Annotated in this window: 24 protein-coding genes; 12 read left to right on the top strand and 12 right to left on the bottom strand. The window is 62.7% G+C overall.

Annotation, left to right across the window (positions count from 1 at the left end):
- Positions 1-36 precede the first annotated feature (36 nt).
- The 8 genes from HHL09_RS02020 to HHL09_RS01985 all read right to left on the bottom strand — a co-directional run bounded on the left by HHL09_RS02020 (position 37) and on the right by HHL09_RS01985 (position 9,582).
- Positions 37-1,437: a hypothetical protein gene (locus HHL09_RS02020; RefSeq protein WP_169452829.1), complete on the bottom strand. Its 1,401-nt coding sequence runs from the start codon at positions 1,435-1,437 to the stop codon at positions 37-39.
- The gene (locus HHL09_RS02015) at positions 1,437-2,762 is read right to left on the bottom strand and encodes a hypothetical protein (protein ID WP_169452828.1); all 1,326 of its coding nucleotides are present in this window, start codon (positions 2,760-2,762) and stop codon (positions 1,437-1,439) included. Before HHL09_RS02015 ends, HHL09_RS02020 begins: the two co-directional genes overlap by 1 nt.
- 13 nt (positions 2,763-2,775) lie before the next feature.
- Positions 2,776-4,323, bottom strand: a complete 1,548-nt coding sequence (locus HHL09_RS02010) for a hypothetical protein (RefSeq protein ID WP_169452827.1) — start codon at positions 4,321-4,323, stop codon at positions 2,776-2,778.
- Positions 4,320-5,306: a prenyltransferase/squalene oxidase repeat-containing protein gene (locus HHL09_RS02005; protein WP_169452826.1), complete on the bottom strand. Its 987-nt coding sequence runs from the start codon at positions 5,304-5,306 to the stop codon at positions 4,320-4,322. Before HHL09_RS02005 ends, HHL09_RS02010 begins: the two co-directional genes overlap by 4 nt.
- Positions 5,303-5,935 carry a hypothetical protein gene (locus tag HHL09_RS02000; RefSeq protein ID WP_169452825.1) on the bottom strand — a complete coding sequence of 211 codons (633 nt, stop codon included), beginning with the start codon at positions 5,933-5,935 and terminating at the stop codon, positions 5,303-5,305. The genes HHL09_RS02005 and HHL09_RS02000 overlap by 4 nt, the downstream gene beginning before the upstream one ends.
- A complete protein-coding gene (locus HHL09_RS01995) occupies positions 5,932-8,562 on the bottom strand; it encodes a hypothetical protein (RefSeq protein ID WP_169452824.1) in 2,631 nt (876 codons plus the stop codon). The genes HHL09_RS02000 and HHL09_RS01995 overlap by 4 nt, the downstream gene beginning before the upstream one ends.
- Positions 8,563-8,684: 122 nt before the next feature.
- A complete protein-coding gene (locus HHL09_RS01990) occupies positions 8,685-9,296 on the bottom strand; it encodes an MBL fold metallo-hydrolase (RefSeq protein ID WP_169452823.1) in 612 nt (203 codons plus the stop codon).
- Between the two features lie 52 nt (positions 9,297-9,348).
- Positions 9,349-9,582 (bottom strand): S1 domain-containing protein, encoded by a 234-nt coding sequence (locus HHL09_RS01985; RefSeq protein WP_169452822.1) that lies wholly within the window; start codon positions 9,580-9,582, stop codon positions 9,349-9,351.
- 134 nt (positions 9,583-9,716) lie between these two features.
- Between HHL09_RS01985 and HHL09_RS01980 the strand changes: the two genes are divergently transcribed.
- From HHL09_RS01980 to HHL09_RS01960, 5 genes are all read left to right on the top strand, one after another.
- Positions 9,717-10,175, top strand: coding sequence for a hypothetical protein (locus HHL09_RS01980; RefSeq protein WP_169452821.1), 459 nt, complete (start codon positions 9,717-9,719; stop codon positions 10,173-10,175).
- A 77-nt stretch (positions 10,176-10,252) separates the two neighbouring features.
- The gene (locus HHL09_RS01975; protein WP_169452820.1) at positions 10,253-11,128 is read left to right on the top strand and encodes a prephenate dehydrogenase; all 876 of its coding nucleotides are present in this window, start codon (positions 10,253-10,255) and stop codon (positions 11,126-11,128) included.
- Positions 11,125-12,483, top strand: coding sequence for a 3-phosphoshikimate 1-carboxyvinyltransferase (aroA, locus tag HHL09_RS01970; protein ID WP_169452819.1), 1,359 nt, complete (start codon positions 11,125-11,127; stop codon positions 12,481-12,483). Before HHL09_RS01975 ends, aroA begins: the two co-directional genes overlap by 4 nt.
- A complete protein-coding gene (gene cmk / locus HHL09_RS01965; RefSeq protein WP_169452818.1) occupies positions 12,480-13,160 on the top strand; it encodes a (d)CMP kinase in 681 nt (226 codons plus the stop codon). Before aroA ends, cmk begins: the two co-directional genes overlap by 4 nt.
- Positions 13,161-13,188: 28 nt before the next feature.
- On the top strand, positions 13,189-13,800 hold the full coding sequence (locus tag HHL09_RS01960) for a lysophospholipid acyltransferase family protein (protein WP_240963711.1): 612 nt from the start codon (positions 13,189-13,191) through the stop codon (positions 13,798-13,800).
- Positions 13,801-13,822: 22 nt separating this feature from the next.
- On the opposite strand, the gene HHL09_RS01955 is transcribed toward HHL09_RS01960, so the two are convergent.
- Positions 13,823-14,164, bottom strand: coding sequence for a hypothetical protein (locus HHL09_RS01955; protein WP_169452817.1), 342 nt, complete (start codon positions 14,162-14,164; stop codon positions 13,823-13,825).
- A 664-nt stretch (positions 14,165-14,828) separates the two neighbouring features.
- On the opposite strand from HHL09_RS01955, the gene HHL09_RS01950 reads away from it, so the two are divergent.
- The 7 genes from HHL09_RS01950 (at position 14,829) to HHL09_RS01920 (ending at position 21,839) form a co-directional block, all read left to right on the top strand.
- Complete coding sequence (locus HHL09_RS01950; protein WP_169452816.1) at positions 14,829-15,773, top strand: family 2A encapsulin nanocompartment shell protein; 945 nt, start codon at positions 14,829-14,831, stop codon at positions 15,771-15,773.
- Entirely contained in the window at positions 15,754-17,556 is a 1,803-nt protein-coding gene (locus HHL09_RS01945; RefSeq protein ID WP_205760961.1) for a cysteine desulfurase, read from the top strand. The genes HHL09_RS01950 and HHL09_RS01945 overlap by 20 nt, the downstream gene beginning before the upstream one ends.
- 20 nt (positions 17,557-17,576) lie before the next feature.
- Entirely contained in the window at positions 17,577-18,047 is a 471-nt protein-coding gene (locus HHL09_RS01940) for an HAD family hydrolase (RefSeq protein WP_169452814.1), read from the top strand.
- A 17-nt stretch (positions 18,048-18,064) separates the two neighbouring features.
- On the top strand, positions 18,065-18,601 hold the full coding sequence (locus HHL09_RS01935) for a rhodanese-like domain-containing protein (protein WP_169452813.1): 537 nt from the start codon (positions 18,065-18,067) through the stop codon (positions 18,599-18,601).
- Positions 18,602-18,603: 2 nt separating this feature from the next.
- Positions 18,604-19,587, top strand: coding sequence for a serine O-acetyltransferase (locus HHL09_RS01930; protein ID WP_169452812.1), 984 nt, complete (start codon positions 18,604-18,606; stop codon positions 19,585-19,587).
- A gap of 23 nt (positions 19,588-19,610) precedes the next feature.
- The gene (locus HHL09_RS01925) at positions 19,611-20,624 is read left to right on the top strand and encodes a cysteine synthase A (protein ID WP_169452811.1); all 1,014 of its coding nucleotides are present in this window, start codon (positions 19,611-19,613) and stop codon (positions 20,622-20,624) included.
- 624 nt (positions 20,625-21,248) lie between these two features.
- Positions 21,249-21,839, top strand: a complete 591-nt coding sequence (locus tag HHL09_RS01920) for a hypothetical protein (protein ID WP_169452810.1) — start codon at positions 21,249-21,251, stop codon at positions 21,837-21,839.
- A 169-nt stretch (positions 21,840-22,008) separates the two neighbouring features.
- On the opposite strand, the gene HHL09_RS01915 is transcribed toward HHL09_RS01920, so the two are convergent.
- Genes HHL09_RS01915 through HHL09_RS01905 form a run of 3 tightly spaced genes read right to left on the bottom strand, consistent with a single transcriptional unit; the run spans position 22,009 to position 25,152 of the window.
- Positions 22,009-23,163: a polysaccharide pyruvyl transferase family protein gene (locus HHL09_RS01915; protein WP_169452809.1), complete on the bottom strand. Its 1,155-nt coding sequence runs from the start codon at positions 23,161-23,163 to the stop codon at positions 22,009-22,011.
- Complete coding sequence (locus tag HHL09_RS01910; protein ID WP_169452808.1) at positions 23,160-24,197, bottom strand: nitroreductase family protein; 1,038 nt, start codon at positions 24,195-24,197, stop codon at positions 23,160-23,162. Before HHL09_RS01910 ends, HHL09_RS01915 begins: the two co-directional genes overlap by 4 nt.
- Before the next feature lie 4 nt (positions 24,198-24,201).
- On the bottom strand, positions 24,202-25,152 hold the full coding sequence (locus HHL09_RS01905) for a nucleotide-diphospho-sugar transferase (protein ID WP_169452807.1): 951 nt from the start codon (positions 25,150-25,152) through the stop codon (positions 24,202-24,204).
- Between the last annotated feature and the right edge of the window lie 151 nt (positions 25,153-25,303).

Here is a 25,303-nt window from a genome sequence, read left to right as displayed (position 1 = left end):
TGGTGGATAGGGCAGGCCAGAGGCTTGCCCTTGACCTTACTTCCATCCTTGGAAGCTGAGGCGTGCCTCCTCCAGCTCCGGATCGTAGAGATTGAACTCGATCCGGTTGAAGGCATTGCCATCGAAGGCCACGTCCCCAAAGGGTTGTGCGTAGCCTTTCAAGCGCCCTTCAGCCGAACTTTCGAGGCGGAAGGTCACGCAGGTGCCATCCGGGAACCAGGCGCGAACGTCGCCCAGGTAACGCTTGGGAATCTGGTAGAGGTCCGGGTTCTTGCGGTTGTCCTTGGTGTGAAGCGTGAAGTTGCGAAGCCTCGAAACGGGGAGCAAGACCTCGCCGAAGCGGGTCTTCAGCTTCACCTTGCCGCTTTCGATGCCCAGCATCTCGCCCGCCACCTCATCGTTGTTCCGCAGGCGGATGCGGGCTGGATCGGGTTCCGGTTCCTCCTTCGGCTGGGGCGGCTCATCGTCTTCCATGAGTCCCTCTCCATTGTCCGGCGCATGGCCTTCCACGACGCCATCCCACGAGGTCACCTCGACGCGGGAGATCCGGATGTTGGCACTTTCCCGGGAGTTGAAATGGATACCTCCTGAGGATGCGCCTTGCTCCGGATCGGGGTCGTTCCAATCCTGTGCGACATTGCCATTCACCAGCAAGCGGATGAAGCCCGCCTTGCGATCCACCAGGACCTCGATGCGGATCTTCTCCTTGGTCTGCATCTCGGGGATATTGATGAAGCCGCCGATCTGGGTAACGCCGGTGCGGGACGAGCGCTTGGTGAGCTGAAGGAAACGCGAATTTGTAAAATCGAGCATGTAGCAATTGGCCGGTTCTCCGGCCTGCACATCATCGCTCAGGAAAATGAAGCGGAAGCGTGGACTCGCGCGCCAAGCCAGGTCGAAGGCGTAGCGGAGCTTCGCCGGCAGCTTGCCGACATCCCGTGAAACCGAGCCCGGGCCGGTGGCGCGCAGGGCTCCTTGCTCATAGTTCCACGATGGCGGGTCGTCCAAGGTCCAGCCGTCGATCGATTCCGGGCCGGAGAAAAACAGCTCCGGACGATCCTCGATCTCCAAGCGGTCCACCATCTCGCGGCGGAACTTCATGTCACCGGCATACCAGGTGCTCAGGGAGATCTCCTTGTCGCTCACTCCGGTCAACTCGCCGCGCAGGGTATCGCCATTGCTCAGCGTCACGGTTGCCACATGGTCGCCCTTGAAATCGCCACGCTTCGCGGCCATCGAGATCTCCAGGATCTTCTCGGTCTTCAGCGGCACCGGGGATGCCAGGAAATCCGCCTCCAACCGCGCGGTGTCCGGGCCGATTTCCACGAGATTTCCCTTCAGGCGGCTGCCGTCGATGCACTGCACTTCGGTCTGCGGGGCCGCGCCCGCACCGGTCAGGGCGGCAAGCAGCAGGGAGGGGTAAAGCATCGTCTTCATCACTCCTCTTCCTCCTCCTCTACATCCTTTTGCTCTTCCTTGCCATCGATCCTCTCCAACTTCGCCACCGCATCACGGCGGATCGAGAGTTTTCCAAGCAAAGGATGATCGGCGATGAGCAGATCTCCTTCGGAGCGGCAATTGTTCACGCCCAGCGAGCCACGGCTGCGCAGGCCCAGTGCAAGCGGCGGGTGCGGCTGCGCGGGGCGCTCCGCAGGACGTTCGAAGAACAGCGTGGAAACCTCGTCCAGCGGGAGTTCCACCGCGGTAGGGGAGTGCGGGCCCTTGTAAAAGAGCATCGGGGTGCCGTTGAGCTCGCGCATCTCGAGGATCTTCACCTTGCCGCGATCGGAGGAGCGCGTGATCACCACGTCGGAAGATTCATCGCCCCGGGGTTCGGCACGGTGGCGGTCGGCGGAAGGGTCCCATTCACGCACTTCGACGGCATCGATAAACTGCAAGTCCTCGCCGCCGGTATTGCTGCGGAACATCACGCCCTGGCCGATGGGCGCGCTATCGAGCGAGTCATGGTATTTCTCCACAAACTCGCCGTTGAGGTAGACGTGCACCATTGCCAGCTTGCGATCCACGCGGAGCTCCACTTCGAGCTGGGAGTCCGGGAAGTCGTCCGGCTCGCGGGGGATCGAAGCCATCGCCAGATAGGGGTGGCCGTCATTGCTCTGCTGGCGCTTCAACTCGAAGCCCGAGCTATTGAAGGTCACGTAGTAGCGATCCGCCTTGCCGGTGGTTTCCAGCATGTCGTCGGCGAAATAGACTTGGATGTTCGGCGTGTTTTTCCAGGCCAAGCGGAAGCGCAGGGCAAAGGACCCCGGGATATCGAAGCTCCGTGCCAGAGTGCCGCTGCCATCGGCCATGAAGCGACGGTTGTCGAAGCGCCAGCCGCTTTTGATCTTCCAGCCATCGTCGCTATCCGGTCCGCGATAGACCAGCTTCCGGGGCCGTACCCCGAGCTGCACGGTGTTCACCGCGCTGCGCGGCACGTCGATCTCGCCGCCGAGAGAGGTGTTTACGCGGAGTGAATCCGCGTTGATGCCCAGCAAATCGCAGGGCAGTTCGTCGCCATTGGCGAGCACCAGCATGGCATCGTATTCATCGACCACTTTCTTGGCGTGGCTGAATTGCACCTGCTTGATGTGATCCGCCCGAAGTTGGAATGGCTCGCTGGAGAGCGGGCTGGCGAGAGCAAGCTCGCCGGTATCGGCCACGGCGGCCACGGTGCCGGACAGGCGTGACCCGTCGGTCAGGATGACCTCGTCCGCGGCAGCGGGCAAGATCAGGGCGAGAGTGAGTGCGAGACGATACACGGGGGTTCAGCAATCAAAGGTCATCATCCCAACCGTCAAGGAATCCTCCGCCAGCTTGAAATTCCAAGACGACGGCGGGTGCCAGATCGAGGTCGATCTTTCCGGCCAAGCGGTTTTCCAGTTCGATCCTGCCATCGGCGGCGACCACCGGCTTTCCGCTGATCTTCCCGACGGGCTGGAGGTGAACGGAGATCTCCGCTGCGGGAGCCTCCTCGATCTTGCGGCGTCCGCTCTTCGCAAAGCGGACCTCCGCGACTTCGGTGAGCGGGATCTTCATCCCGGCATACTTCGAGTCGATCTCCACGATGCCATCCTGAATCCCACGCACGGTGCCGGAGAAGCGGTCGGTGCCATTGGTGAGCAGGACGATGTCCTGCTTCTCGCTCTCCATGCTACGGGCGGAATCGGTCATGCCATTCCACTCCGCCACCACGATGTCGGAAATCTTCACCTGCGAGGCACCTCCTTGCACCTGGAACCCGAAAGCCCCGCCCGGGGCCTTGTAGGTCTCCTCGACCCCGCCTTCTTCACGGTTCTCCTCGTTGGTATACCATTGGAGGGCGAACTCGCCATCGATGTAGACGGCGATGCAGCCTTCCTTGCGATCGGCGCGGATCTCGAAGAGAGCCTCGCCCGTATCCGGCAGGCGGATGGACGTGCTGCCGACGCGGACGCCGGTGATCTTCGGCTGGCCATCCTCGTCGTACCAGGTGCGCTGCAAGCGGACGTAACCGGGATTAAAGTTCAACACATAAGCATTGCCGAAAAGCTTGGTGAATTGTGACGGGCCACCGAAATTTCCGCGGTTGTCGTCGCCATCGCCCCCTTCCTTCTTCGCCGCCGGCGGCTTCGCCAGATCGGCATGGAAGGCGACGGCGAAGGATGGACGCGAGCGCCAGCCGAGCTTGAAGCGCAGCAGGGCGCGATCCGGCATATTTGCGTCATAGGTGATCGCATCATTGCCATTGCGGGAATACCAGGCGGTTCCGGCATGGACCCAGGAGGCCTTCGCCTCGGGTTCCTTCTTGGCATTCGCATCCTTCTTTCCGGTGGGATCCGGCAGCAGCGGACCATTTGCTGCAAAGGGGTCCTGAATGTCGGCGGCAGCGCTTTCCGCACGTGCGATGTTCCAGCCCTTTTCTTCGAAGGGGCCGGCGTAGAGCAAGCGCCCGCCGAAGGGATTCGGCGCCACGGTGGCGATCACGTCGCGCGGGAGTGTCAGCACGCCCGCGGCGGTGCTTTCGATGGTGTATTCGTTCTCGTCGGCAGCGACCACCTTGCCGGGGATGCGGTCGCCATTGATCAAGGTCACGTGGCAGGGGTTCGCCATCGGCGAGGCCGGGCTGGCACCATGCAAAACGATCTGCCGGACCTTCTCCTGCTGCAGCTCGATGGGGGTGGCGATGTCCGGGCGCTCCCAGAAGATCTTACCGTTGTCACTGATGCCGCCGAAGTGCCCCTGCAACTGGTCACCATTGGTGAAGCGCAGGTGATCCACCGGCTCCTGCTGGGCAGCGAGCGGCAGGGTGAGCCAAGAGGCGATGACCAGACGTCGGATCATTTTTCGTAGATTGGAAGAAACCTATAGTTCAGGGCCAGCGAAAGCAGGGACCCTGCCGTATTGAAGGACTGTCCCTTGTTCCCGGGCCATGAGCCGTCACGGGACTGGGCCGTCGAAAGGTAGCGGATGTTCCGGGAGTTCCATTCTTCCCATGTTTCCGGGTCGGCATGGAAGAGGGCCTGGGACATGTAATACTCGAAATAATAGGGGTAGTGGCGGTCCCGGTAGGAGAGCTGCTTGCGCAGGTAGTCGACCGAGGACTGGAAGCCTTTCCCGTCCTTTTCCTTCGCGAGCGAGAGGCAGAGCACGCCGATGGCCGTCAGGGTCGGCTTCCCGCCGCTCGCGGAGGTGTAGCCATAGGATCCATCGCCACCGCGGCAGCGGGCCATATAGGCCAGGCCTTTCTTGAATGCTTCATCCGGGACCGGCAGGCCTGCATTCCGCGCGGCATAGAGCGCGACCAGCTGGCAGCCGGAGACGGTGGTATCCGCATCGGTGCTGTCCGGAGTATATCGCCAGGCTTCGGAACGATTCCGTTTTTGCGCACTGAGGATCAGATCCACCGCTTTCCTCAGCGCGGGGGCGATCTTCGGGTTGTCCACCATGCCGTAGGCTTCCGCGAGGGCGAGGGTGGCGAAACCGTGGTTATACATGCTGTTCCCGATGTAACCATTGCTCTGGTTCTGCTGGGACAGGATGAAATCGAGGCCGCGGGTAATGTTCTTGGCATAGGTGCCGTGGTTCGGGTCCTCACCATGGGCGAGGAAGGCGACCACGCAGAGTCCTACCACGCCGGGCTCGCTGCCCATGCTGTCATCCCACGCTCCCTGCTGGTTCTGGAACTTCGCGAGATAGGCGAGGCCGCGATCAAACATGGTATCGACCTGCGCCGGCACCGGGTCATCCGGGCGGCGTGGCAAGTCCTGGGCCACCCCGTGAAGGAGGCTGGCGAGGAAAAGGGATGCGGAGAGAGCCTTGATCATTTCGCGAGTTTCTCGGCGGCGCGGTTATAGGCGTCGAGGGCGTCCTGGAATTCACGCGGCAAGCTTTGGCCGGCCTTGCCGGAGGACTTCGGAACGCGGCGCTCTTCTTCCTTGCCGGTGCTGGCTCCGTTGCTGGCGGAGTTCGCGGAGTCCGAGTCGCCGGTCTGGCCTTCGCCACCTTGCTCGCCGCCTTGCTGACCTGGTTGCTGGCCGGGCTGCTCGCCCCCGGGCTCCTTGCCCATCATGCGCTCCATCATGTCCAGCATGGCACCGCCGGGGCTATTCGGCTGGCCTTGTCCCTGGCCCTGTTGTTTCTGGCGTTCCTTGGCGGCCTCGAAGATCTTTTCGATGACATCGGTTTCCGCGGCGATGGTGATCCCGCCGGTGTCGAACTCGAGCAGCAAGCCCGACGCTTCATCCATCGCTTGCTCCACGCCTTCGAGCAGCTCGATGACCTTGGGATGGGTTTGTTCGATGATGAGCTGCTGGACGTCTGCTGCCATTTCGTCCTGCTGCTCGGAGAGCTTTCGCGAGCCGTCCTGATGCTCCGCGATTTTTGTCGCGAGATCCTTCTCTGCGGCCGCAGCGAACAAGGGGAGAGCGAGGATGAATGCGAGGGTCGTCTTCATGGCTCGGGATTCGGGCTATTGTCGTAAGAACGTCGGAGTGTTTCAAGGGCACGGGTGCGCGCGCGGAGATCCTGTTCCTGCTGGATCATCTTCATGACCCGCAGCATGAACTCGAAATCCTCATCCTGGTTTTCACCACCGCCGCCGCCGCCCCCCCCGCCGCCGGATTGCTGCTCGCCCTCGAGCATCTTGGCCCACTCCTTGAGCTTGTTTGCCCAGATGTCGGCTTCCTCGCGGGCACGATAGCCATGGTTGGCATCCAGCAACAGGCGCAGGTCCTCCAGCTTCAGATCGATGCGCGACTCGGTCATCGCATCCAGGATCTTGCGATACTCTTCCTTGTTGGTGCGGGTGAAGAAATGGTTCAGGTCCTCCTGGATCCAGCGGACGTCGGAAGTGATATTCGCCTGTTGGCGCATGGTGTCCTGCAGCTTGCCTGAATCCGAAGGGTCAAGCTCCTCCATGGAGAGGCCGCCGGTCTTCGCGTAGGAATCCCACACGCTGATGCCGACGCCTTCCTGTTCGGAAGCGGCCTTCTTCAGACGGTTGACGAAGGTGCTTGCTTCGAAGCGCTGGTTGGCATCGTTCGCCTTCTCAAGGGCCTCCTGCATCTTCTCGAGTGCTTCCTTCTGCTCCTGCACGGCCTTCTCGACATCCTGCTTCGACTTCTCGTCGGTATTACGCTGGTCCTGTGCGTCGCCGAGGGGCTTCTCGACTTCAGGCATGTCCTTCTCCGCGAGCTCGCGCATCGATTGCTGGGCTTCGGCCATCTTCTTCAGGGTGTCCTTGTCGATGGTTCCGTTGCGGGTGCTGTCCTTGAAGAGCTTTTCCATCTTCTCGGCCAGATCCTTCATGCGCTCGGCCTGCTGCTTCTCCGCTTCCTGCTGGGCTTCCAAGCGCTTCAGGTTTTCTTCCTTCCGCAGGTCTTCCGGTGCCAGGCGCTCAAGGCGCTGGTTCTCTTCGTAGAGATTCCGCTCCCGGCGTGCGAGGTCCTCCAGCTCGCCGATCGCGCGGTCGAACTGGGTCTTGAGCATCTGCGCGTGTTCGTCGTGCGTGAGGATGAAAAGCGTGACGGGCTCCGAGAAGGCGCGCTGGCGTCCCGGCATGTAGTCTTCCGCCCATGCGCGCAGGGTGAGCTTCTGCGGCCGGATTTGGTAGGCTTGCGGAGAGAATGCGGGATTGCCCGAGAGGCGATTCATCGCCGGGCCACCGGTGGCCAACTCGATCTCGCCGCTAGCCGGCTTTTCGTCGGTCGCACGGGTGAATTCGCCGCTCCATTCCAAGCCGATGCGGCGGATGCCGAAGTCGTCTTCGGACAGTACCTCGAAATCGACGGTTTCCTCCGGAAGCATGACGTGCTGGCGCGGGAGGCCCTGGATGTAGATCCCCGGAGCTTCATCCGGCAGGGCATCGACGCGGATTTCAAAGCCGTCCTCGCCTTTGAGTCCAAGCTGGTCGGTCCACTGGATCGGGAGCTTGGAGACATCCTTGCCGATCTCGATGGGAGGCGTGCTTGCCGAGGCTCCATGAATGCTCATTTCGCCGCGCTCCCGGAGTTCCGCGGCGGGTGCCGGGGTGGCGAGCGACGACTCCAAGGGGCCGAACTGGTAGCTGGCCAAGGCGAGCTCGCGGGTGGCATCGATCGTCACGGAGACCTTGCTCCCCTCCACGGCAGAAAGAACGCCGCTGCCGAGGTCGATTTCCCGATTCGGGATTTGCAGGTAGTCCGGGTGCTTCAGGTTTGCCAGCACCCTGCGGATGGCGGGGCGCAGGGTCGGGACCACCTTGATCAAGTGCTTCGCATCTCCGATCTCGATCTTCACGATCCCGGGATCTTGTTGCGCGGGAAACTGGAACTCGTAGCTGCTGCCGGATAATGGGGCGAAGACCGGATCCTGGCGGCCATATTTCGCCACGCCGGAAGCGGGGTACCACTCGGTGTCCTTGGCGAGCTTCAGGGTGATCGAAAAGGCTTCTCCCTGCGGCACGGGGAGTTCGGCAGGTGTCGCCTCGAGCGCGGTGAAGGTGTAGCGTTGGGTCTGGGAAAGAGGCATCAGCCAGCGCTTCAAGGAGCTGATGCCGGCCTTCGGGGCGAAAATCAGGGCACCTGTTGCGGTGAGAAACAGTGCAACGACCGCAAGGAACCAAGTGCGCTGGCGGGAAGCGGGCAGTGCCTCCTCAAGCTTGCGGCGCTCCGCTTCCTCCGCGACCCGCTGCATGGCGGCGGCACGCAGGCGAGGGGAGAGGGTATCGGAATTTTCAACCTGTTGCTGGAGCTCGACGACGCCGAGCAGGCGGTCGCCGAGGCCGGGGAAGCGCTTTGCGATCAGGCGGGCGAGCTGATTTTCGCGGCGGTGCTTCCAAACCCAGCGATGCATCCACAGCGGGGCGAAGATCGCCATGAGCGAGGTGCCCCCGATGAGGATTGCCAGACGTAGCAGGGCGGGGGTCTGCCAGACCCGGTCCAAGGCAAAAACGAGCAAGAAAGAGAAGAGGAGCCCGAAAAATCCCGCCAAGACGGCTTCGGCGATTTTAGCCCGCCACAACTGACGGCGGAAATCGTCGAGCTGCTTGCGCAGCGACTCGGGGATCGGGATTTCCACCGGCGTTTGCGGGTCGTCAGCCATGGATTCAGGCAATAAACGTCGGTTGTCTCATCTGCTTTACCAAAGTCGCAGGGGAGAGTGTAAAATTCCAGCGGATTTCTCGCCCGTAAGTAGCGACACCCGGGCGCGGCTTTGCCTCGCTTTCAGTCACCGACATACGGGTTTTCAGCACGTTCCGCGCCGATCGTGGTCGCGGGGCCGTGGCCCGGGAAAACGCGTGTTTCATCCGGCAGGACGAAAAGTTTTTCCCGGATGCCGTCGACGAGCTGCCCCATATTCCCGCCGGGCAGGTCCGCGCGACCGATCGAACCGGCGAAAAGGGTATCTCCGGCGTATAGCTCCCCGCGTTCCGGAAGATAGAAGGTGACGCTGTCCGTCGAGTGTCCGGGCACGTGGGCGAGCTGGATTTTCAGGTTGCCGATCTCGAGTTCGGCGCTGCCTTCCAGAAGCTGATCGACCGAGTAGGGCGTAACTTCGATCGGCAGGCCCCAGGCGCGGACTCTTTCCTCCAAGGTGAGGACCGTGGAGTAGGGGGCGAAGGCGTAGACTTTCGCGCCAAGTGCCGCGACCGCCGCGGCGTCCTCCACGTGGTCGTAGTGCTGGTGGGTGAGCAGGAGGGCGGTGGGGCGGATGCCCTTGGCTTCCAGCCACCCGGCGGCGCCCATCGGGGCATCGATCAGGAGACGGCCTCCATCCGGGGTTTCGACGAGGTAGGCATTGGTCTGGACGAAACCACCGGTGAAGCTTTCGGGCATGGCGGGATGAAGGCGGAGGCCGGACGAGGTGTCAAACCGGGGTCAAGATCGGTCAGGCGATCACGGCAGCGATGCGGGCGCGATCGAGATCAAAGGGGCTGATTTCCAGCAGGACGACGGTGCCTTCGGGGAGGGGCGGTGGATTCGCGGCGAGTTCCTTTGAGAGATGGGAAATGACGGGTTTCCCGTTAGGGAGGGCGGCTTCGTAAAGGCCTTCGGCGAGGGTGCGCAGGATGGTCCCGTGCGGGCGCAGGCAATCGTCGATCGGGGTGGAAGGCTTTCTCACGCGGGGAGGCAGCCATGGAAGGGCGGCGTTTTGCAAGCTCCGGCAAGGCCCCGGCTTGACGGGGCGGGGGTAGCGGGGCATCGTCGGCGCTTTCCGGCGGCATGGTGTTGCCGACCGAGATCCCTTCTAGAACCATGAATCTGCGCCTGATTCTCCCGGCTGCTGCCTCTGCCTTGCTCGCGGCTTCCTGCACTCCGTACGTCGAACCGCCGCCGGAACCGCCCGCTGATCCAGCTCAACGCAAGCAGCTCACTCCCGAAGAGCAGGAGAAAATCAACAAGCAGCGCGAGGAGAAGCGCAAGCGCGAGGAAGAGCTGAAGGCGGAGGGCACGAACACCCAGCCGGATGGTGAAACGCCGAAGGTGGAACCGACCACTCCGGATGGCGGTGGTGAGAAGGCTCCGGCCCCGCCGAAGCCTGCCAACGAGAAGAAGGAGGCTCCTCCGGTGGCGCGTCCGATCCCTGGCAAGCCGGGCTTCGTCTTCAGTCCCTTCAACAACAAGCCGATCGACGTGAAGGGCTTCCCGCCGGGCTCGCTGGTGGCGGATCCGACCTATCCGGCTTCTGAAAAGAAGCACTTCCGGGTTCCTTGAAGCCTCTGCCACGTCGCAACATTTGATTTCGAGGAGCCGGTCCCGCAGGGTCCGGCTCTTCTGTTCCGGGCCATGCCATGATGGAGTTTCAAAAGGTCGCTGTCTTGGGCGGGGGGCTGCTTGGCGGCTCCTTGGCACTGGCGATGCGGCAGCGATTTCCGGACCGTGCCGTTTCGCTGTGGGCACGGCGTGCCGAAACGGTGGAGCAGGCCCGGGGACGAGGGATTTCCGAAGCGACCGAGCGCATGGAGGAGGCGCTTGAGGGTGCGGACCTGATTGTTCTTTCCACGCCGGTGGGTGCGATGGCCACGGTGCTGCTGGCAGCACAGGGTGCGGGTCTTTCCCGCGAGGCGCTGGTCACGGATGTGGGCAGCGTGAAGGCGACGCCACACCGCCTGCTACGGCCGCTACTGGAGAGGACGGGGGGACGCTTCATCGGTAGCCACCCGATGGCTGGCTCCGAGCAAACCGGCATGGGGGCGGCAGATGCGCGGCTATTTGAAGGGGCTGCCTGCCTGCTGACGGATGACGATGCGGTCGGCGCGCCATGGACAGACCGGCTGGCGCGTTTCTGGGAGGCGATGGGTTGCCATATCTCTTGGTTAGGCGCGGCGGAGCACGATGCGCTCGTCGCGAAGATCAGCCATTTTCCGCACATGATGGCGGCGGTGACGGCCAAGGTGGCGCTCCAAGAGCCGCAGGATGGGAAATTCGGCGGTGGCGGCCTGCGGGACACCACCCGGGTGGCTGGCGGCGACGCCGCGATGTGGGCGGAGATCGTGGTGGAAAACCGTGATGCCATGAAGGTGGTACTAGGTCAGGGCATCAAGGAGATGAGTGAAATGCTTGCCATGCTGGAGGCGGGCGACCAAGAAGCGCTGCGCTTGTGGCTGGCGGAGGCAAAGGATGCCCGCGACTCCGCGCTGCCACGCGTCAGAAACGATTTTTCATGAGCGAGTTCCGAGTCCGATCCATCCGCACGCTGGACGCCGCCTTCCCGGTGCCTGGCGACAAGAGCATGTCCCATCGTGCGGCCATGATTGCCGGTCTGGCGGACGGGGTTTCCACGGTGCGGAATTTCCTGCCGAGCGAGGACTGTCTGAACACCCTGGGCGCGATGCGTGCCTGTGGCGTGGAGGTGGAGGTGCTGGAGGAGATGCCGGGCTTCGGGCCGACGACGATGCGCATTCATGGCCGCAAGATGGAACTGGCCGCACCGACCAGGCCGATCGATTGCGGGAACTCCGGTACCGGCATGCGTTTGCTGGCGGGTCTCTTCGCCGGACAGTCTTTCGAGACGGAGCTTTTCGGTGATGAATCGCTTTCCGGGCGTCCGATGGGCCGCATCACCGATCCGCTCGGTGCCATGGGCGCGAAGATCGATTGCCTCGGCGAGAAGCCGGGTTGCGCACCGCTGAGGATTCACGGCACGAAGTTGACGCCGATTCGCTACGAGCTGCCGATGGCCAGCGCACAGGTGAAGAGCGCCGTGCTGCTGGCCGGGATGTTCTGCGATGGCACGACCACCGCGGTGCAGCCTGCCGAGACGCGCGACCATACCGAGCGCATGCTCGAGTCCTTCGGCGTGAAGCTTTCGACGGAAGGGAATGCCATCTCGATCGAAGGTGGCCAGGTTCCGCAGGCGCGTGATTTCCAAGTGCCTGGAGATATTTCCAGCGCTGCCTTCTGGGTGGTGGCTGCCGCCGCCTTGCCGGGCTCGCGCCTGGTGATCAAGAACGTCGGCCTGAACCCGACGCGCACCGCGGTGCTCGATGTGATCGAGCGCATGGGTGCGAAAATCACCCGCACGGTGACTTCTTCCGAAGCCGGCGAGCCGATCGGCGATGTCGAGATCCTCGGCGGCAAGCTCAAGGGCACCGAACTGCTCAAGGCGGAGATCCCGAACCTGATCGACGAGATTCCGGTGATCGCCGTCGCTGCGGCGATGGCCGAGGGCAAGACGGTCATCCGCAATGCGAAGGAACTGCGCGTGAAGGAAACCGACCGCATCACCACGGTGGTGAACAACCTGCGTGCGATGGGCGGTCAGGTGGAAGAATTCGAGGACGGCATGGAGATTACCGGTGGTTCACCGCTTCATGCCGCCACGATGGAGAGCCATGGCGATCACCGCATCGCAATGGCCTTCGCGATCGCAGGGCTTTTCGCCAGCGGCGAGACGGTGATGCGCAATACCGAGTGCGTGAACACGTCTTATCCCGGTTTCTCCAAGCAGCTCGCCGCGGTTCTCGCCGAAAGCAAGGTCGAGGCTGACTACGATCTGCCCACGGTTCCCGTTCAGCCATGATCCTTCATCGAGCCATCGCCATTGACGGTCCGGCCGCGTCCGGGAAGAGCACGCTTGCGCGCATCCTCTCGAAGCGCCTCGGCCTGATCATGGTGAACTCCGGCGCGATGTATCGGGCCGTGACCTGGAAGGTCCTGCAATTGGGCGTGGATGCGAACGACCGCCTGGCTGTGGTCGAGGCGCTGAAGGGCATGGAGCTCCAGTGCGGGGTGGATGGATTATCTTCCACCGTAGCCGTCGACGGAGTGGATCCCGGTGATGAACTCCGCAGCGAGGAGGTGAATGCGAACGTCTCCGCGGTGGCCGCGGTGCCGGAAGTCCGCGAGTGCCTCGTTTCCCTGCAGCGGGATTACCTGAAGCTGGGCGATGTGGTGATGGAAGGCCGGGACATCGGCACCGTCGTCTTTCCCGAGACGCCGTACAAGATTTACATGGATGCCGACCCGACGGTGCGCGAGGCGCGTCGTGAGGAAGTCGGCGAGGTGGATTCCGTGGCCGCGCGCGATCACGCTGATAGCCGCCGCGAAACGGCTCCGTTGAAGATCGCGGAAGGTGCCGCGATTCTCGATACCTCAGGACACACGATCGAAACCGGCGTGGCGGCTGCTTTGGAAATCCTGGTGAGCCAGGGTTTCCCGATCCCCGAGAGTGCTTGGTCGGGGGACGGCTCGATCTGATAGAACTTTTCCTGCTTCTCCTTGGCCTATGATGCGTTGGGTATACTGGTTCGGTTGGTCGCTCTTCGGGAGTGCCTATCGCTCGCTTTTCGGTCTGAAAGTCGTGGGTCGCGAGCATCTCGTGACTGAAGGCGCGGTGCTCATCGCCGCGAACCACGAGAGCTTCCTGGATCCGCCGTTGATCGGGACGCTCTATCACGACGAGATGTTCTACCTCGCGCGGAAGACCCTCATGAAGGGGGCTCTGCTGAAGTGGATCTACCTCGCGTGGAACTCCATCCCGGTGGATCAGGACCGGCCGGACATGACCAGCCTGAAGGCCATCATCAAGCTGCTGAGCTCCGGCAAGCGGGTGCTGATCTTCCCGGAAGGGGAGCGCAGTCTCACCGGTGATCTGGGCGTGGCCCAGCCAGGCGTGGGACTCATCGCGGTGAAGACGAATGCGGTGATCCAACCGATCCGTATCCGTGGTGCGCGTGAGGCATTGCCGCGTGGTTCGGCCCGTGTGCGCTTTAGCCAGATCTCACTGCATATCGGTCCGCCGATCCGGCTTACCGCAGAGGAGCTCGAGACGGCGAAGGGGAAGCACGGCTACCAACACATCGCGGACCGGATCATGGACGCGGTAAAGGCGCTCTAGGAGCTGCAGCCGCAGCTCCTCGTCATGCCGCATATTCCCGGGTGAGGGGAAATGCGGAGATCTTCGGGCGCTGCGGCAGTAGCGACAACAGGGCCGCATCGGCTTCGAGCTTCCGGAGTACCCGGGCGACGACGCCGGAGAGAGCGGGGGAATCCCGGTTTCGCGGGTGGGAGGAGGTTAGGATCTCGACGTGCCACAGTTCTCCTGAGCTATTCATCAGGGCCGCTTCCTCGATGTTGTCGTCGAGCGGTTCGGAATTGATAGAGAAGTAGAGGATCTGACCGCGTTGCCAGCGGCCGGGATAGGCGGGTTCGAGTTCGGAGGCTGTTGAAATGACGGTGCCAGCGTGGACGAGGTAAAGCATGGGATCTGAAATGTGAAAGGTGGATTGAAGACAAAGGTTTGCCCGCTTGTCCGGCCTGAATGGCCGGGGACCTCTGAAAGCCATGACGATGCCCCGGGGATGCTGGGGTGCCATTCACCGCCATAGCGGTCGCTTCCTGAGGGCTCTCAACAGCAACAACAGCCGACGATTCCGGAGCGGAGAGTCCGGAATGCAGGGGTGGAGCTGGAAAGTACGGGAAACATTAGGGTCGATCCTAACATGGGACAGCGTCCCGAAGAACACGCCTTGGAGGCCTATTGAAAGGCCGGTTGGCGAAGTGATCAAAATATAATTCCCACGCTTGTGTGGGAATTCAAGATTTATTTTTTGATCTGTAAATTAAGGGTCTTGGCCAATTGTCTATCGATTGAGGGGATTTCTTCGGATTGACAACAGGGGGCCGGAGGAGCAGCGTCGCGGCGCTTCCCTGCGAGTGGCGAGTCCCACAAAGACAACCCCGCGGATTCGCGAAGCTGCCGACCATGTGTTTGGAGGCACCCGGGCCGATGCTCATCCCGTGCAAGGGAAGGCCCCCGGTGAACTGATGTGATGCGATCCCGCCCGTGCTGCGGAGGGATCGCGCCCGGCATGCCGCAGGAGCGGCTTTCTCACTATCCAAACCACTACTCTCCCCGTTCAAATCATGAGCGATCCGTCCGATGTCCCCGCCCGCCTCAGCGTGAGTGCCGAGGCTGCCCGCAATCTTGCCACCGCGACCGTGACCCCACCGCAGTGGGATGAGATCACGCCCCGCTGGCTGCATCTTCTCTTGCCTTGGGTGGACGTCGACGGCGGCGTCTATCGCGTGAACCGCGTGAAACAGAACACGCAAGGCATCACCGTGGACCTGCTGACGGTGGACGATGGTGAGCCGGAGCTACCGCGCGACTATATCGATTACGAGCAGGACCCGCGGGAGTATCACCTTAGTACGATCCAGACCGTACTTCAGACGCACACGCGGATCACGGATCTCTACAGCAACGCGATCGACCAGCTGCGAGAGCAGGTGCGGCTGACGGTGGAAGCGGTGAAGGAGCGGGAGGAGTACGAACTGGTGAACCACCCGAGCTTCGGCCTGCTGAATTCAGTGATCCCTTCCCAGCGGATCCAGACGCGCAAGGGACCGCCGACGCCGGATGACTTGGATGAACTGATTTCCTTGGTGTGGAAGAAACCCGCTTTCTTCCTGGCGCATCCGAAGGCAATCACCGCCTTTGGCCGGGAGGCGACGCGCCGCGGCGTGCCGCCGCCGACGGTGACGCTCTTTGGCTCTCCCTTCATCACGTGGCGCGGGATTCCGCTGATCCCGAGCGACAAATTGCCGATCCAGGATGGCACGACGAGCATCCTGCTGCTGCGGGTGGGCGAGAAGCAGCGCGGCGTGGTGGGCCTGCAGAAGGCGGGCGTGGCAGGGGAGATCGAGCCGGGTCTTTCGGTGCGCTACATGGGCACGAACAAGCATTCGATCGCCTCGCATCTGGTGACGCGATACTTCTCCCTCGCGAAGCTGGGCGAGGATGCGCTGGCGAGCCTGGATGGCGTTTCCCTCGGCAACTACCACGAGTATGTCTATCCCACGGCTTGAACCGTCCCTTCCTTCGTTCGATTCGGGGACGGAGGATTTTGGCACGGCGCTGATCTCGCGGCTGGCGAACGAGTTCTTCTCGGGCGCGGCTGCGGGGAACGCGCCGTCCGTCTCGCCGGTTTCGCTGCCGCACACGGTGGCGGGGCTGCCGGTGGAGCCGGGCGAGGTGCCGGTGAATCCACTGGAGGCACCGCAAGGCGGGCAGGGGGGCAACCGGGATATCGCGCTTTCCGGTGGGTTTCCGAATGCCTCCGCAATCTCCGCGCCGCCGGTGCATCCGACGGTAGTGGCGGCGGAGCCTGAGCCTGCGCCGAAGAACGAGCAGCCGCCGACAGGGACGCATCGTCCGGGCGATACGCGCTCGCACGAATTCGGCGAGCCGTCTTTTTATGCGCAGGATCTAGGGTCACGGCTGGAGGTGCCGGTGAAGCGGGACGGTGCCAAGCCGGACTGGCAACTGCCGGGTCTAACAGAGGAGTCTCTGGCCGAGTTCTATTTCCTGAAGGATGCTCCGCATATCCCCTCGTTTTCGACTTTCGGCACGCAGCCATCGGCCTTTGCCGCACTGCCGGATTTCAATGTGGATGGGGTGCGGAAGGACTTCCCGGCGCTGCAGCAGCACGTGAATGGCAAGACCCTGGTGTGGCTGGACAATGCGGCGACGACGCACAAGCCGCAGAGCGTGATCGATGCAACCTCGCGCTTTTATTCGCGGGATAACTCGAACATCCACCGTGCGGCGCACACGCTGGCGGCACGGTCGACCGAACTTTTCGAAGGCGGTCGGGAGAAAGTTCGGCAATTCCTGGGCGCGGCGGATGCGAAGGAGATCGTCTTCGTACGCGGAACGACGGAGGCCATCAACCTGGTGGCGCAGAGCTGGGGGCACCAGAACATTGGCCAAGGTGACGAGATCCTGGTGAGCCAGCTGGAGCATCACGCGAACATCGTGCCGTGGCAGATCCTGGCAAGCCAAGTGGGTGCGAACCTGCGGGTGATCCCGATCAACGACCGCGGCGAGCTTTTGATCGAGGAGCTGCCGCGCTTGCTGAACGAGCGGACGAAGATTGTTTCGGTGACGCAGGTCTCGAACGCCCTTGGTACGGTGAATCCCGTACAAGAAATCATCGCGATGGCGCACTCGCGCGGGATTCCGGTACTGGTGGATGGAGCGCAATCGACGCCGCACCTGCCGATCAACGTGCAGGCGCTGGATGCGGATTTCTTCGTCTTCTCCGGACACAAGGTTTTCGGTCCCACGGGGATCGGCGCGCTTTACGGCAAGTCGCACCTGCTGGAGGCGATGCCGCCGTGGCAGGGCGGGGGGCACATGATCAAGGATGTGAGCTTCGAACGGACGGTGTATAACGCGCCGCCGGAGAAGTTCGAGGCCGGTACCCCGGACATCGCGGGCGTCGTGGGTCTGGGCGCGGCGATCGATTACATGTTCGAGCTCGGGATCCCGGCACTTGCCGCGTATGAGCACTCGCTGCTGGAGTATGCGGAGGAGGCGCTGCGCTCCGTGCATGGCGTGCGCCAGATCGGCACGGCCTCGGACAAGGCGAGCGTCTTCGGTTTCGTAGTGCCGGGGATTCCGAACGAGCGGATCGCGAAGCATCTGGACCAGCAGGGAATCGCGGTGCGTGCGGGGCACCATTGTGCGATGCCGGCGGTGCGTCACTTCGGCGTGGAGGGCACGATCCGTCCTTCGCTTGCGTTTTACAACAACCGCGCGGATGTGGATGCGCTGATTCATGCGCTGCACCAGATCGTGCGCCGCTGAATGAACTGAAGAGTGAGGCTATGTTTGAGATCGATATTCCGGGCTTCGACCAACTGCACATCGAGCATGTGGTGATGGACTACAACGGGACCCTGGCGCTGGACGGGCACATCCAGCTGGGGATCCCCGAGGACCTGCGCTGCCTGGCGAAGAGCTTCAAGCTGCACGTCATCACCGCGGACACGAATCATCGTGCGGCAGAGCAGCTGGCGGGCTTGCCAGTGACCCTGCGGATCATCCCGGCCGAGGCTCAGGCGGAGACGAAGCTGGAATACATCCGCAATCTGGGCGAGGACCGCGTGATCGCGATCGGCAACGGCCGCAACGACCGGCTGATGTTGAAGGCGGCGGCGCTGGGAATCGCGGTGCTGCAAAAGGAAGGCACTGCGGCGGCCGCGATCCAGAACGCGGATCTGCTTTCCCCGAGCATCGGTGATGCGCTCGATCTGCTGAAGCATCCGCGCCGCTTGATTTCCACCCTGCGATCCTGATCCCTTTCTTCCCGCTCATGAGCACCATCTCCGCCACCGACCTGAAGCGCCACCTGGATGAAAGTCCGGGTGCCACCGTCATCGATGTCCGCACGCCCGTCGAATTCGACCAGGTGCATGTGCCGCAGGCTCGCAACTATCCGCTGGGCGAGCTGAATCCGAAGCAGTTGATCGAGAATTCGCTGCTGCCGAAATCCGAGCCGATCTTCATCCTGTGCCAAAGCGGTGGCCGGGCTCAAAAGGCGAGCGACCAATTCCTGGCCTCCGGTTATGAGAACACCGTGGTGGTGGAAGGTGGCACGCAGGCGTGGGTGGCGGCAGATCTTCCGGTGACGCGCGGGCAGGGGAAGGTGATCTCCCTGGAGCGGCAGGTGCGGATCGGCGCCGGCACTCTGGTGCTGACCGGTGTGATCTTGGGATGGTTCTTCCATCCCGGCTTTTTCGGGCTCTCGGCCTTCGTCGGTGCGGGGCTCGTCTTCGCGGGGATCACGGATTGGTGCGGGATGGGCCTGCTGCTGGCCAAGGCACCATGGAACCAGCGCTCCGGATCATGATCATGAGTGAGACGCCTCTCTCCGTTTCCAAGTTCGACCACGCCTCCCCATCGCCCTTCGAGATCCCTTACGGCGAGTATGTGCCGAAGCTGCTGGCCTCGTACGAACGCTTCGGCGGATGGAACAACGCGGAGGCTCTGAACCTGCCCTCGAAGCACATCGTGGGGGAGATTTGCGAGGATCTGCTGAAGCTGCTTTTCCCGGGCTTCCTCGATAGCGATGTGGTTCCGAACGGGACGCTGGCGGAACTGACGGCGCGGCGTTTGTGGGATGTGATCTCGCGCTTGGAAGACCAAGTGCGGAAGAGCGTGCGGATCGGCAATCCGAACGTTCCGACAGGGAAGACGCCACCGATCATGCAGAAGTTTTGCCGCGCGCTACACATCGTGCGGGAGGTGCTGCGCACGGACATCGAGGCGGCGTATGCGAACGACCCCTCGGCACGGAGCCGGGAGGAGGTGATTCTTTCTTATCCCTTCATCGAGGCGATCGCGATCCAGCGGCTGGCGCACCGGCTCTATCGTGCGGGCGCGCCAATCATCCCGCGGATGATGACGGAGTGGGCGCACTCGCGGACGGGGATCGACATCCATCCGGGTGCAAGCATTGGCTCGCATTTCTTCATCGACCACGGGACCGGCGTGGTGATTGGGGAGACCTGCTACATCGGGAACCACTGCAAGATTTACCACGGAGTGACACTGGGCACGCGGACTTTCATCAAGGATGAGGACGGGAATGTGGTGAAGGGCCTGAAGCGTCACCCGGATCTGGGGGACAACGTGACGATTTACCCGAACTCGACGATCCTCGGCGGCGATACCGTGATCGGCGAGAACTCGACCATTGGCGCGAACGTTTTCCTGATGCACAGCATCGCGCCGAATTCGCTGGTGATCTACGAGGAGAAAAACCTTAGCATCAAGACGAAGCCTCCCCGCAAGGGCAAGGGGCGCGACCAGGCGGATCTGCTATGGTCGATCTAACAAGCCATTATTCCTTTCCTGCCATGAGCCGCCCCCAATACCACGGAGTCGATCACCACGTCGGCAAGACGCCGCTGATCCGCCTGAAGAAGTTGTCCGAGCTGACCGGTTGCGAGATCCTGGCGAAGGCGGAGTTCATGAATCCGGGTGGCTCGGTGAAGGATCGCGCGGCCTATGGCATCATCAAGGATGCGGAGTCGCGTGGCCTGCTGAAGCCGGGGGCGACGATCGTGGAGGGGACCGCAGGGAACACGGGGATCGGCCTGACGGTGATCGGCCATGCGCGCGGCTACAAGACGGTGATCGTGATTCCCGAGACGCAATCGCCGGAGAAGTTCCAGCAACTGCGGACGCTGGGTGCGGAGGTGATTCCGGTGCCGGCAAAGCCGTATAGCGACCCGGGGAACTACAATCACATCGCGCGCGGCCTGGCCGAGGAGCGCGGGTGGTTCTGGGCGAATCAATTCGACAATACGGCGAACCGTCAGGCGCACTACCTGAGCACCGGTCCAGAGATCTGGGAACAGACCGGGGGCACCGTGGATGCCTTTGTGGCGGCGGTAGGCACGGGTGGCACGCTGGCGGGGACGACGCAGTTTTTGAAGGAGCAAAAGCCGGGGATCGCGGCGGTTTGCGCGGATCCTTATGGCGCGGCGATGTGGTCGTGGTTCACGAACGGAAACCTCGACGACGACGATGGCGATTCCTTCGCGGAGGGCATCGGGCAGGGGCGCGTGACCCGGAACATCGAAGGCCTGGCAATCGACAAGGCATACCGGATCGATGACCAGACGGCGCTGGCGGTGGTCTATCAGCTACTGCACGAGGAGGGGATCTTCGTGGGGCTTTCGAGCGGGATCAATGTGGCAGGTGCGGTGCGGTATGCGCTGGAGCATGGGCCGGGGCTGACGATCGCGACGATCCTCTGTGACTCGGGGGCGAAGTACCAATCGAAGCTGTTTAACGCGGAGTGGTTGCTAGAGAACGGGCTGGAACCGGGGATGGAGGTGGAGGAGGTGTTTGGAGAGAGGAGATAAGATAAGAGGGGAATGCAGTCGGGGGAGGGATGGTCTTTGCCGGACTGTCCAAGCGGAACTGGAGTTCTGCGCTCCCAGTCCGTCGGTAAACCGGCAGCAGTCCAAGGCGGCGGGGCCGCTTTGGGAAAAGTTGCGGTTAGGGGAAAAGATTTCTTGAATTCCCACTTAGTGGTGGGTATTTATTCCTCCGTCAGCCGCGGGCCGCTTTCCGCTCTACCAAGAGAGCAAGCAGGCACGCGAAGCGCGACCCCGCGCAGGGGAGCTTGTTGGCAATGGTGCTGTGGTTCACGCGGATCTTCCTCCGCCACCCGCTGCAGCGAATCGCACAAACGCTCCCTGCTCATGACGACTCATTCCGATTTCTTCGCGTTGCTTTCGTGTCGATGCTAGCCACAGGGCTGCGCCGGTGGTGATGCCAATCCGCGCCAGCTCATTCTCCGCATGCCGGAGGCCATTTCTCCGCTGCCCATTCCGGTGTTTTTGGGTTTTCACCGGCGGGCTGCACGAGACGCCACGGTGGGCGCGGGATTTTGGGTTTTCCCGAGCCCGCCGTGGTCATCGTCTCTCACTCTTCTTCTCCTTTCATCCATCCCCGTAGTCTCACACCCCATTTCTCCTCATCCTATGATCAAGCAATTCGTCAGGGACTTCCACTATGCGCTCAACTCCCGCGAGCACTCCCTCTTCACTCATCTCCTGCCGGAGGAGAAGCGCGAGAAGCTGGGTGCGTATGCCAGGAAGTACGATCACTTCGTGGAAACCGGCACCTACCTCGGTGAGACGACGGCGGCGATGGCGGCGCTCTACAAGAAGGTCTTTACGGTGGAGATCCACGAGGAGCTGGCGCGGAAAGCGGCGGCGAGGTTTGCGGATCACGTGAACGTGGAGGCTTATCACGGGAACAGCGCGGAGGTGCTGCCGAAGATCATCGCGAAGCTGGATGGTCCGGCGGTGTTCTGGCTGGACGCACATTATTCGGGACCACGGACCGGGAAGGCGAGCCGCGAGTGCCCGATCGAGGAGGAGCTTTCGATCATCTTCGGGAATCCTTCGCAGGAGCACCTGATCTTTATCGATGATGCGCGGCTTTTCGTTGGGAAAAATTCGTATCCGAAGATCGGGAGGCTGTGGAAATTCGTGAGGACGCATTCGCCCTACAGCATGACGGTGCGGGATGATATTATCCGGTTGTATCGCGATCCGGAGAGATACTGAATGGGGGATTCTCCATCGTCTGCCGCTCCCTCGTTCTCACGAGCGAGCCTATATTTCCAAGGGCCATGTAAGCGCATTCGTGGGAATGCGGTGCGGCTCCTTGTTGTTAGGCCGCTCCTGCGGTCGGCCGGGGGCGTCCGGCCCAATATCGGAGCGATCGGGTGGAGCGTTACCTTGTTTGGCTCGCGTGGATCACCGCTTCAACTTCGGTCCACATGGCTTCGTTCTGGGCCTTGATGCGGGTGGCGGCTTCCTGGAGGCGCTGCTTATAAGAGGCGCGTCCTTCCGGGGTGGCGAGGCGATCGATGGCTGCTTCTAACAGGGCATCGTCGGCGAGGTCGCCGATGAGGAACTCGGGGCATCCGAAGTCAGCGTAGAGTTCGGGATACTTGTGGGACCAGCCGGCGGCGATGGCGGGGAGGCCTTGGGACAGGGTGCTGACGAGGGCGTGGAATCTTGAGCCGATGACTAGCGTCGCCTTGCCGAGGATGGCTTTCAAGACACGGGCGTCCTCGTGCTCCAGGACGGGGATGTCGATGCCACGTTCCCTCATGGCGGAGACGACCTTGCGGTCATCGTTGGCATCGTGAAGGAGGAAGACGGGATTGAGGCCGCGGCGCTTGAGGGAGTGCACTGCCGCGCCAATGAAGCCGAGGTAAGCTTCGCCGGACTGGCCCTTGTCGACCATGCGCTGGTTCGGGACGACGGCGGAGAATTGTTCGGGGATACGCAGGTTGGCCGGGCGCTGCGGCTTGATGCCGACGGTGAAATCCGGATAGACGCGCAGCGTGGGCAAGGTGGCGAGCTTCAGCACTTCCTCGCGTGATCGTGCATCGCGGGCGCAGACTAGGCTCGCGCGCTGGCAGAGCTTGCGGGTGGCGTCTGCGACTTCAGGCTGGGTGAAAGGACCGAAGGCCTGGGGGAGGAGAACGAGGGGCTTTCCTGCGCGACCTCCGCGCGTCATTCTCTTCAGGAGATGGCGTGCGCCTTTCGGGCCCCACTTGTCGGAGAAGGAGAAACCGGAGGCGTCCAGGACGACATCGATCTCCGAGGGATCGACGATGCCGGAGGCTTCCTCGATGTCCTTCGAGTAGCGCTGGATCCACTTCGCGGCGAAGCGGCTCTGCCAGCGGCGCGAGAACTCCCAGGTGGTCCAGAAGCCGTGGCGTGCGCGTGCTTCGAAATCACCGAAGCCGGGTGGCACGACGATGCGGACGCCGGGATACTTCGCGCGCAGGCGTTCGGCGATGGCGATGGCCATGAGCTCCGCGCCGCGGTTGTGCGTACCGGTGCCGTGGATCTCGATGGTGAGGGGCTGCTTCATTCGAAATTGTAGCGGCGGATCACGGGCAGGCTTTTCTTCACGGAGCGGGCGACCATGCCCTGGGGATCGGGATAGCCGAGAGCGACGAGCATGACGGGGCGCTCGTCGGCGGAGAGCTTGAGCAGCTCCGCCATGCGCGTTTCGTTTTCCTCGATGTCCGGCCAGTTCACGCAGCAGGAACTGAGGCCCTGCACTTCGAGTCCGTAGAGCAGGCCCATGACAGCGAGTGAGGCATCGATGTAGATGAGATGGCGGTCGCGCTCGCTGAAGAAATTCCGCTGCTGTCCGACGACGACGATGAGCACGGGGACATTGTGGCCATAGCCAGCGAGCCCGAAGGGGATATCGATGACCTGCTCCACCAGCTCGCGGTCATCGAAGATGCGGAACTCGAAGGGTTGGCGGTTGCAGGCGCTGGGTGCCTGAGTGCCGATCTCGATGGCGGCATCGATGGCGCTACGGGGCACGGGCTTCTGCAAGAACCAGCGCACCGATCGACGATGACGGGCGAGGGCGCGCAGGGACTCGAGATCGACAGGCAGGGGCGCCGCGGTATCACGGCGATAAGGGATGCGCGGCGTGCTTTCGTCGGCGATCCAGCCGGATGTGGAGAGGGCGGTGTAGAACTTTTCGGCGTGGGGGTTTGCTTTCGCTTCCTTTTCGTGGACGGCGAAGTACTCGGAGAGGACATCGCGGCCCCAGGCGAATTCCTCGGCCTCCAGCGGAGCCTTGCAGGCGGTGGCGAAGGCGGCGACGGTCTCGCCGATGTAATCGAGGGCGAAGGGGACTCGCCGCGGCTGCATTAGCAGGCCTTTTTCGATGCGGTGAACATTCCGGCGGAGGATGGCCATGCTGCTGCCGGGTTTCGCAAGGGAATCCTGATAGGCTTGGCGACCGGCGGCGAAGGAGCGCTGCTCCCGGAGGAAATCGGTACGATAGATGCCGTAGTAAAGGGACGATCCGAGCCGGCTGCGGGCTGCCGCGCGGGCGAGGACGGGGTCGAGCTTGCGGAGCAGGCGGCGGAGGAATCGCATGGCGTCACTTCTTCGGCACGTAGCCAGGGATCAGCAGGGTGCGGATCCAGCGCTTCAGGTAGCGCTTGCGGTAGCGGCCGGTGGTTCCCAGCACGTTATCGGCGTAGATGCGGTTGTATCGCGGCGAGACGACGACCTCCGGCGGGTGAGAGAGGGGGAAAGTGAGCGGGGTGGTGGGGACATTCGCTGCGTGGAGGCTGCCGCTTCCGGTGGTGTGGGTCGCTTCCTCGCCGAAGCCGGTATTCGAGATCTGGTTCACGGCGGGTGCGGCGCAGAGGCCGCGGTTTTTCAGCACGGCATACTGCCACTGGTAGCCCCACATGCTGGTCTTCTGCCGGGTGGAGAGCACGCGATCGCGCTGTGCATACTGGCGGTAGCGGTCCACGCCTTCCTGGATAAAGTGCGACTTCGGTACCTCTGCCGGTGGAGGGATCTGGTAGCGGAAGTGCGCCCATGCCCGCGCCCAAGTGGCCCAGCCCCAGAGATCGGCGTAGCGGGTGAAGGCGTAGCTGAACGGCGCGCAGGCTTCCGCAGTGCCCTCGCCGCCGAAGTTGTTGCCGCTGACGTGCATGACCTGCGGGTGATCCCGGTAGCGATCTAAAAGATCCGCGCAGTAATCGAAGAAGGTCGGCTCCGGGACGCAGTCGTCCTCCAGGATGATGCCGTGGCTTTCTTGCTCGAACATCCAGGTGATCGCATTGCTCACGCCGCGACCGCAGCCCTGATTGACATCGGAGAAGCGGGTGAAGACTTCGCAGGGCCAATCGACGGCTTGGGCGAGATCCTTGCAGGCGGCCACGCCAGCGGCATCGCGCGGATGGGTCTCCTCCGCGCGCGGGCCATCGACGGCAAGGTAGAGGCGATCCGGTTGGTAGATCCGGATCCGCTCGAAGACCCGCTGCGAGAGATGCGGGCGATTGAAGGAGATGAGAAGGACCGGTGGCTTGCGAGGCATACGGAGTGGCGGCAGGTGATGCCGAAGATCCAGAGGTCTGGTCTGCTCCGTGCGGGTCGTATGGTGTTGTCAGCGGCCCGGGGTGGTCCCCGTGGCGGTTCCCCGCGATGGCGGTGAACGCGGAGAGGCTAGGGGATCGGGATGATCTGGC

The sequence above is a fragment of the Luteolibacter luteus genome (assembly GCF_012913485.1).
In the GTDB taxonomy this organism is placed as follows: Bacteria; Verrucomicrobiota; Verrucomicrobiia; order Verrucomicrobiales; family Akkermansiaceae; genus Haloferula; species Haloferula lutea.
Note: the sequence above shows the minus strand (reverse complement) of the source record. Positions and strands in the feature narration are given on the sequence as shown.

Bases quoted from the DNA above. Each gene is read 5' to 3' on its own strand.
- HHL09_RS02020 (WP_169452829.1), bottom strand. From the start codon at position 1,437: ATGAAGACGATGCTTTACCCCTCCCTGCTGCTTGCCGCCCTGACCGGT.
- HHL09_RS02010 (WP_169452827.1), bottom strand. From the start codon at position 4,323: ATGATCCGACGTCTGGTCATCGCCTCTTGGCTCACCCTGCCGCTCGCT.
- HHL09_RS02005 (WP_169452826.1), bottom strand. From the start codon at position 5,306: ATGATCAAGGCTCTCTCCGCATCCCTTTTCCTCGCCAGCCTCCTTCAC.
- HHL09_RS02000 (WP_169452825.1), bottom strand. From the start codon at position 5,935: ATGAAGACGACCCTCGCATTCATCCTCGCTCTCCCCTTGTTCGCTGCG.
- HHL09_RS01995 (WP_169452824.1), bottom strand. From the start codon at position 8,562: ATGGCTGACGACCCGCAAACGCCGGTGGAAATCCCGATCCCCGAGTCG.
- HHL09_RS01990 (WP_169452823.1), bottom strand. From the start codon at position 9,296: ATGCCCGAAAGCTTCACCGGTGGTTTCGTCCAGACCAATGCCTACCTC.
- HHL09_RS01980 (WP_169452821.1), top strand. From the start codon at position 9,717: ATGAATCTGCGCCTGATTCTCCCGGCTGCTGCCTCTGCCTTGCTCGCG.
- HHL09_RS01975 (WP_169452820.1), top strand. From the start codon at position 10,253: ATGATGGAGTTTCAAAAGGTCGCTGTCTTGGGCGGGGGGCTGCTTGGC.
- aroA (WP_169452819.1), top strand. From the start codon at position 11,125: ATGAGCGAGTTCCGAGTCCGATCCATCCGCACGCTGGACGCCGCCTTC.
- cmk (WP_169452818.1), top strand. From the start codon at position 12,480: ATGATCCTTCATCGAGCCATCGCCATTGACGGTCCGGCCGCGTCCGGG.
- HHL09_RS01960 (WP_240963711.1), top strand. From the start codon at position 13,189: ATGATGCGTTGGGTATACTGGTTCGGTTGGTCGCTCTTCGGGAGTGCC.
- HHL09_RS01955 (WP_169452817.1), bottom strand. From the start codon at position 14,164: ATGCTTTACCTCGTCCACGCTGGCACCGTCATTTCAACAGCCTCCGAA.
- HHL09_RS01950 (WP_169452816.1), top strand. From the start codon at position 14,829: ATGAGCGATCCGTCCGATGTCCCCGCCCGCCTCAGCGTGAGTGCCGAG.
- HHL09_RS01945 (WP_205760961.1), top strand. From the start codon at position 15,754: ATGTCTATCCCACGGCTTGAACCGTCCCTTCCTTCGTTCGATTCGGGG.
- HHL09_RS01940 (WP_169452814.1), top strand. From the start codon at position 17,577: ATGTTTGAGATCGATATTCCGGGCTTCGACCAACTGCACATCGAGCAT.
- HHL09_RS01935 (WP_169452813.1), top strand. From the start codon at position 18,065: ATGAGCACCATCTCCGCCACCGACCTGAAGCGCCACCTGGATGAAAGT.
- HHL09_RS01930 (WP_169452812.1), top strand. From the start codon at position 18,604: ATGAGTGAGACGCCTCTCTCCGTTTCCAAGTTCGACCACGCCTCCCCA.
- HHL09_RS01925 (WP_169452811.1), top strand. From the start codon at position 19,611: ATGAGCCGCCCCCAATACCACGGAGTCGATCACCACGTCGGCAAGACG.
- HHL09_RS01920 (WP_169452810.1), top strand. From the start codon at position 21,249: ATGATCAAGCAATTCGTCAGGGACTTCCACTATGCGCTCAACTCCCGC.
- HHL09_RS01915 (WP_169452809.1), bottom strand. From the start codon at position 23,163: ATGAAGCAGCCCCTCACCATCGAGATCCACGGCACCGGTACGCACAAC.
- HHL09_RS01910 (WP_169452808.1), bottom strand. From the start codon at position 24,197: ATGCGATTCCTCCGCCGCCTGCTCCGCAAGCTCGACCCCGTCCTCGCC.
- HHL09_RS01905 (WP_169452807.1), bottom strand. From the start codon at position 25,152: ATGCCTCGCAAGCCACCGGTCCTTCTCATCTCCTTCAATCGCCCGCAT.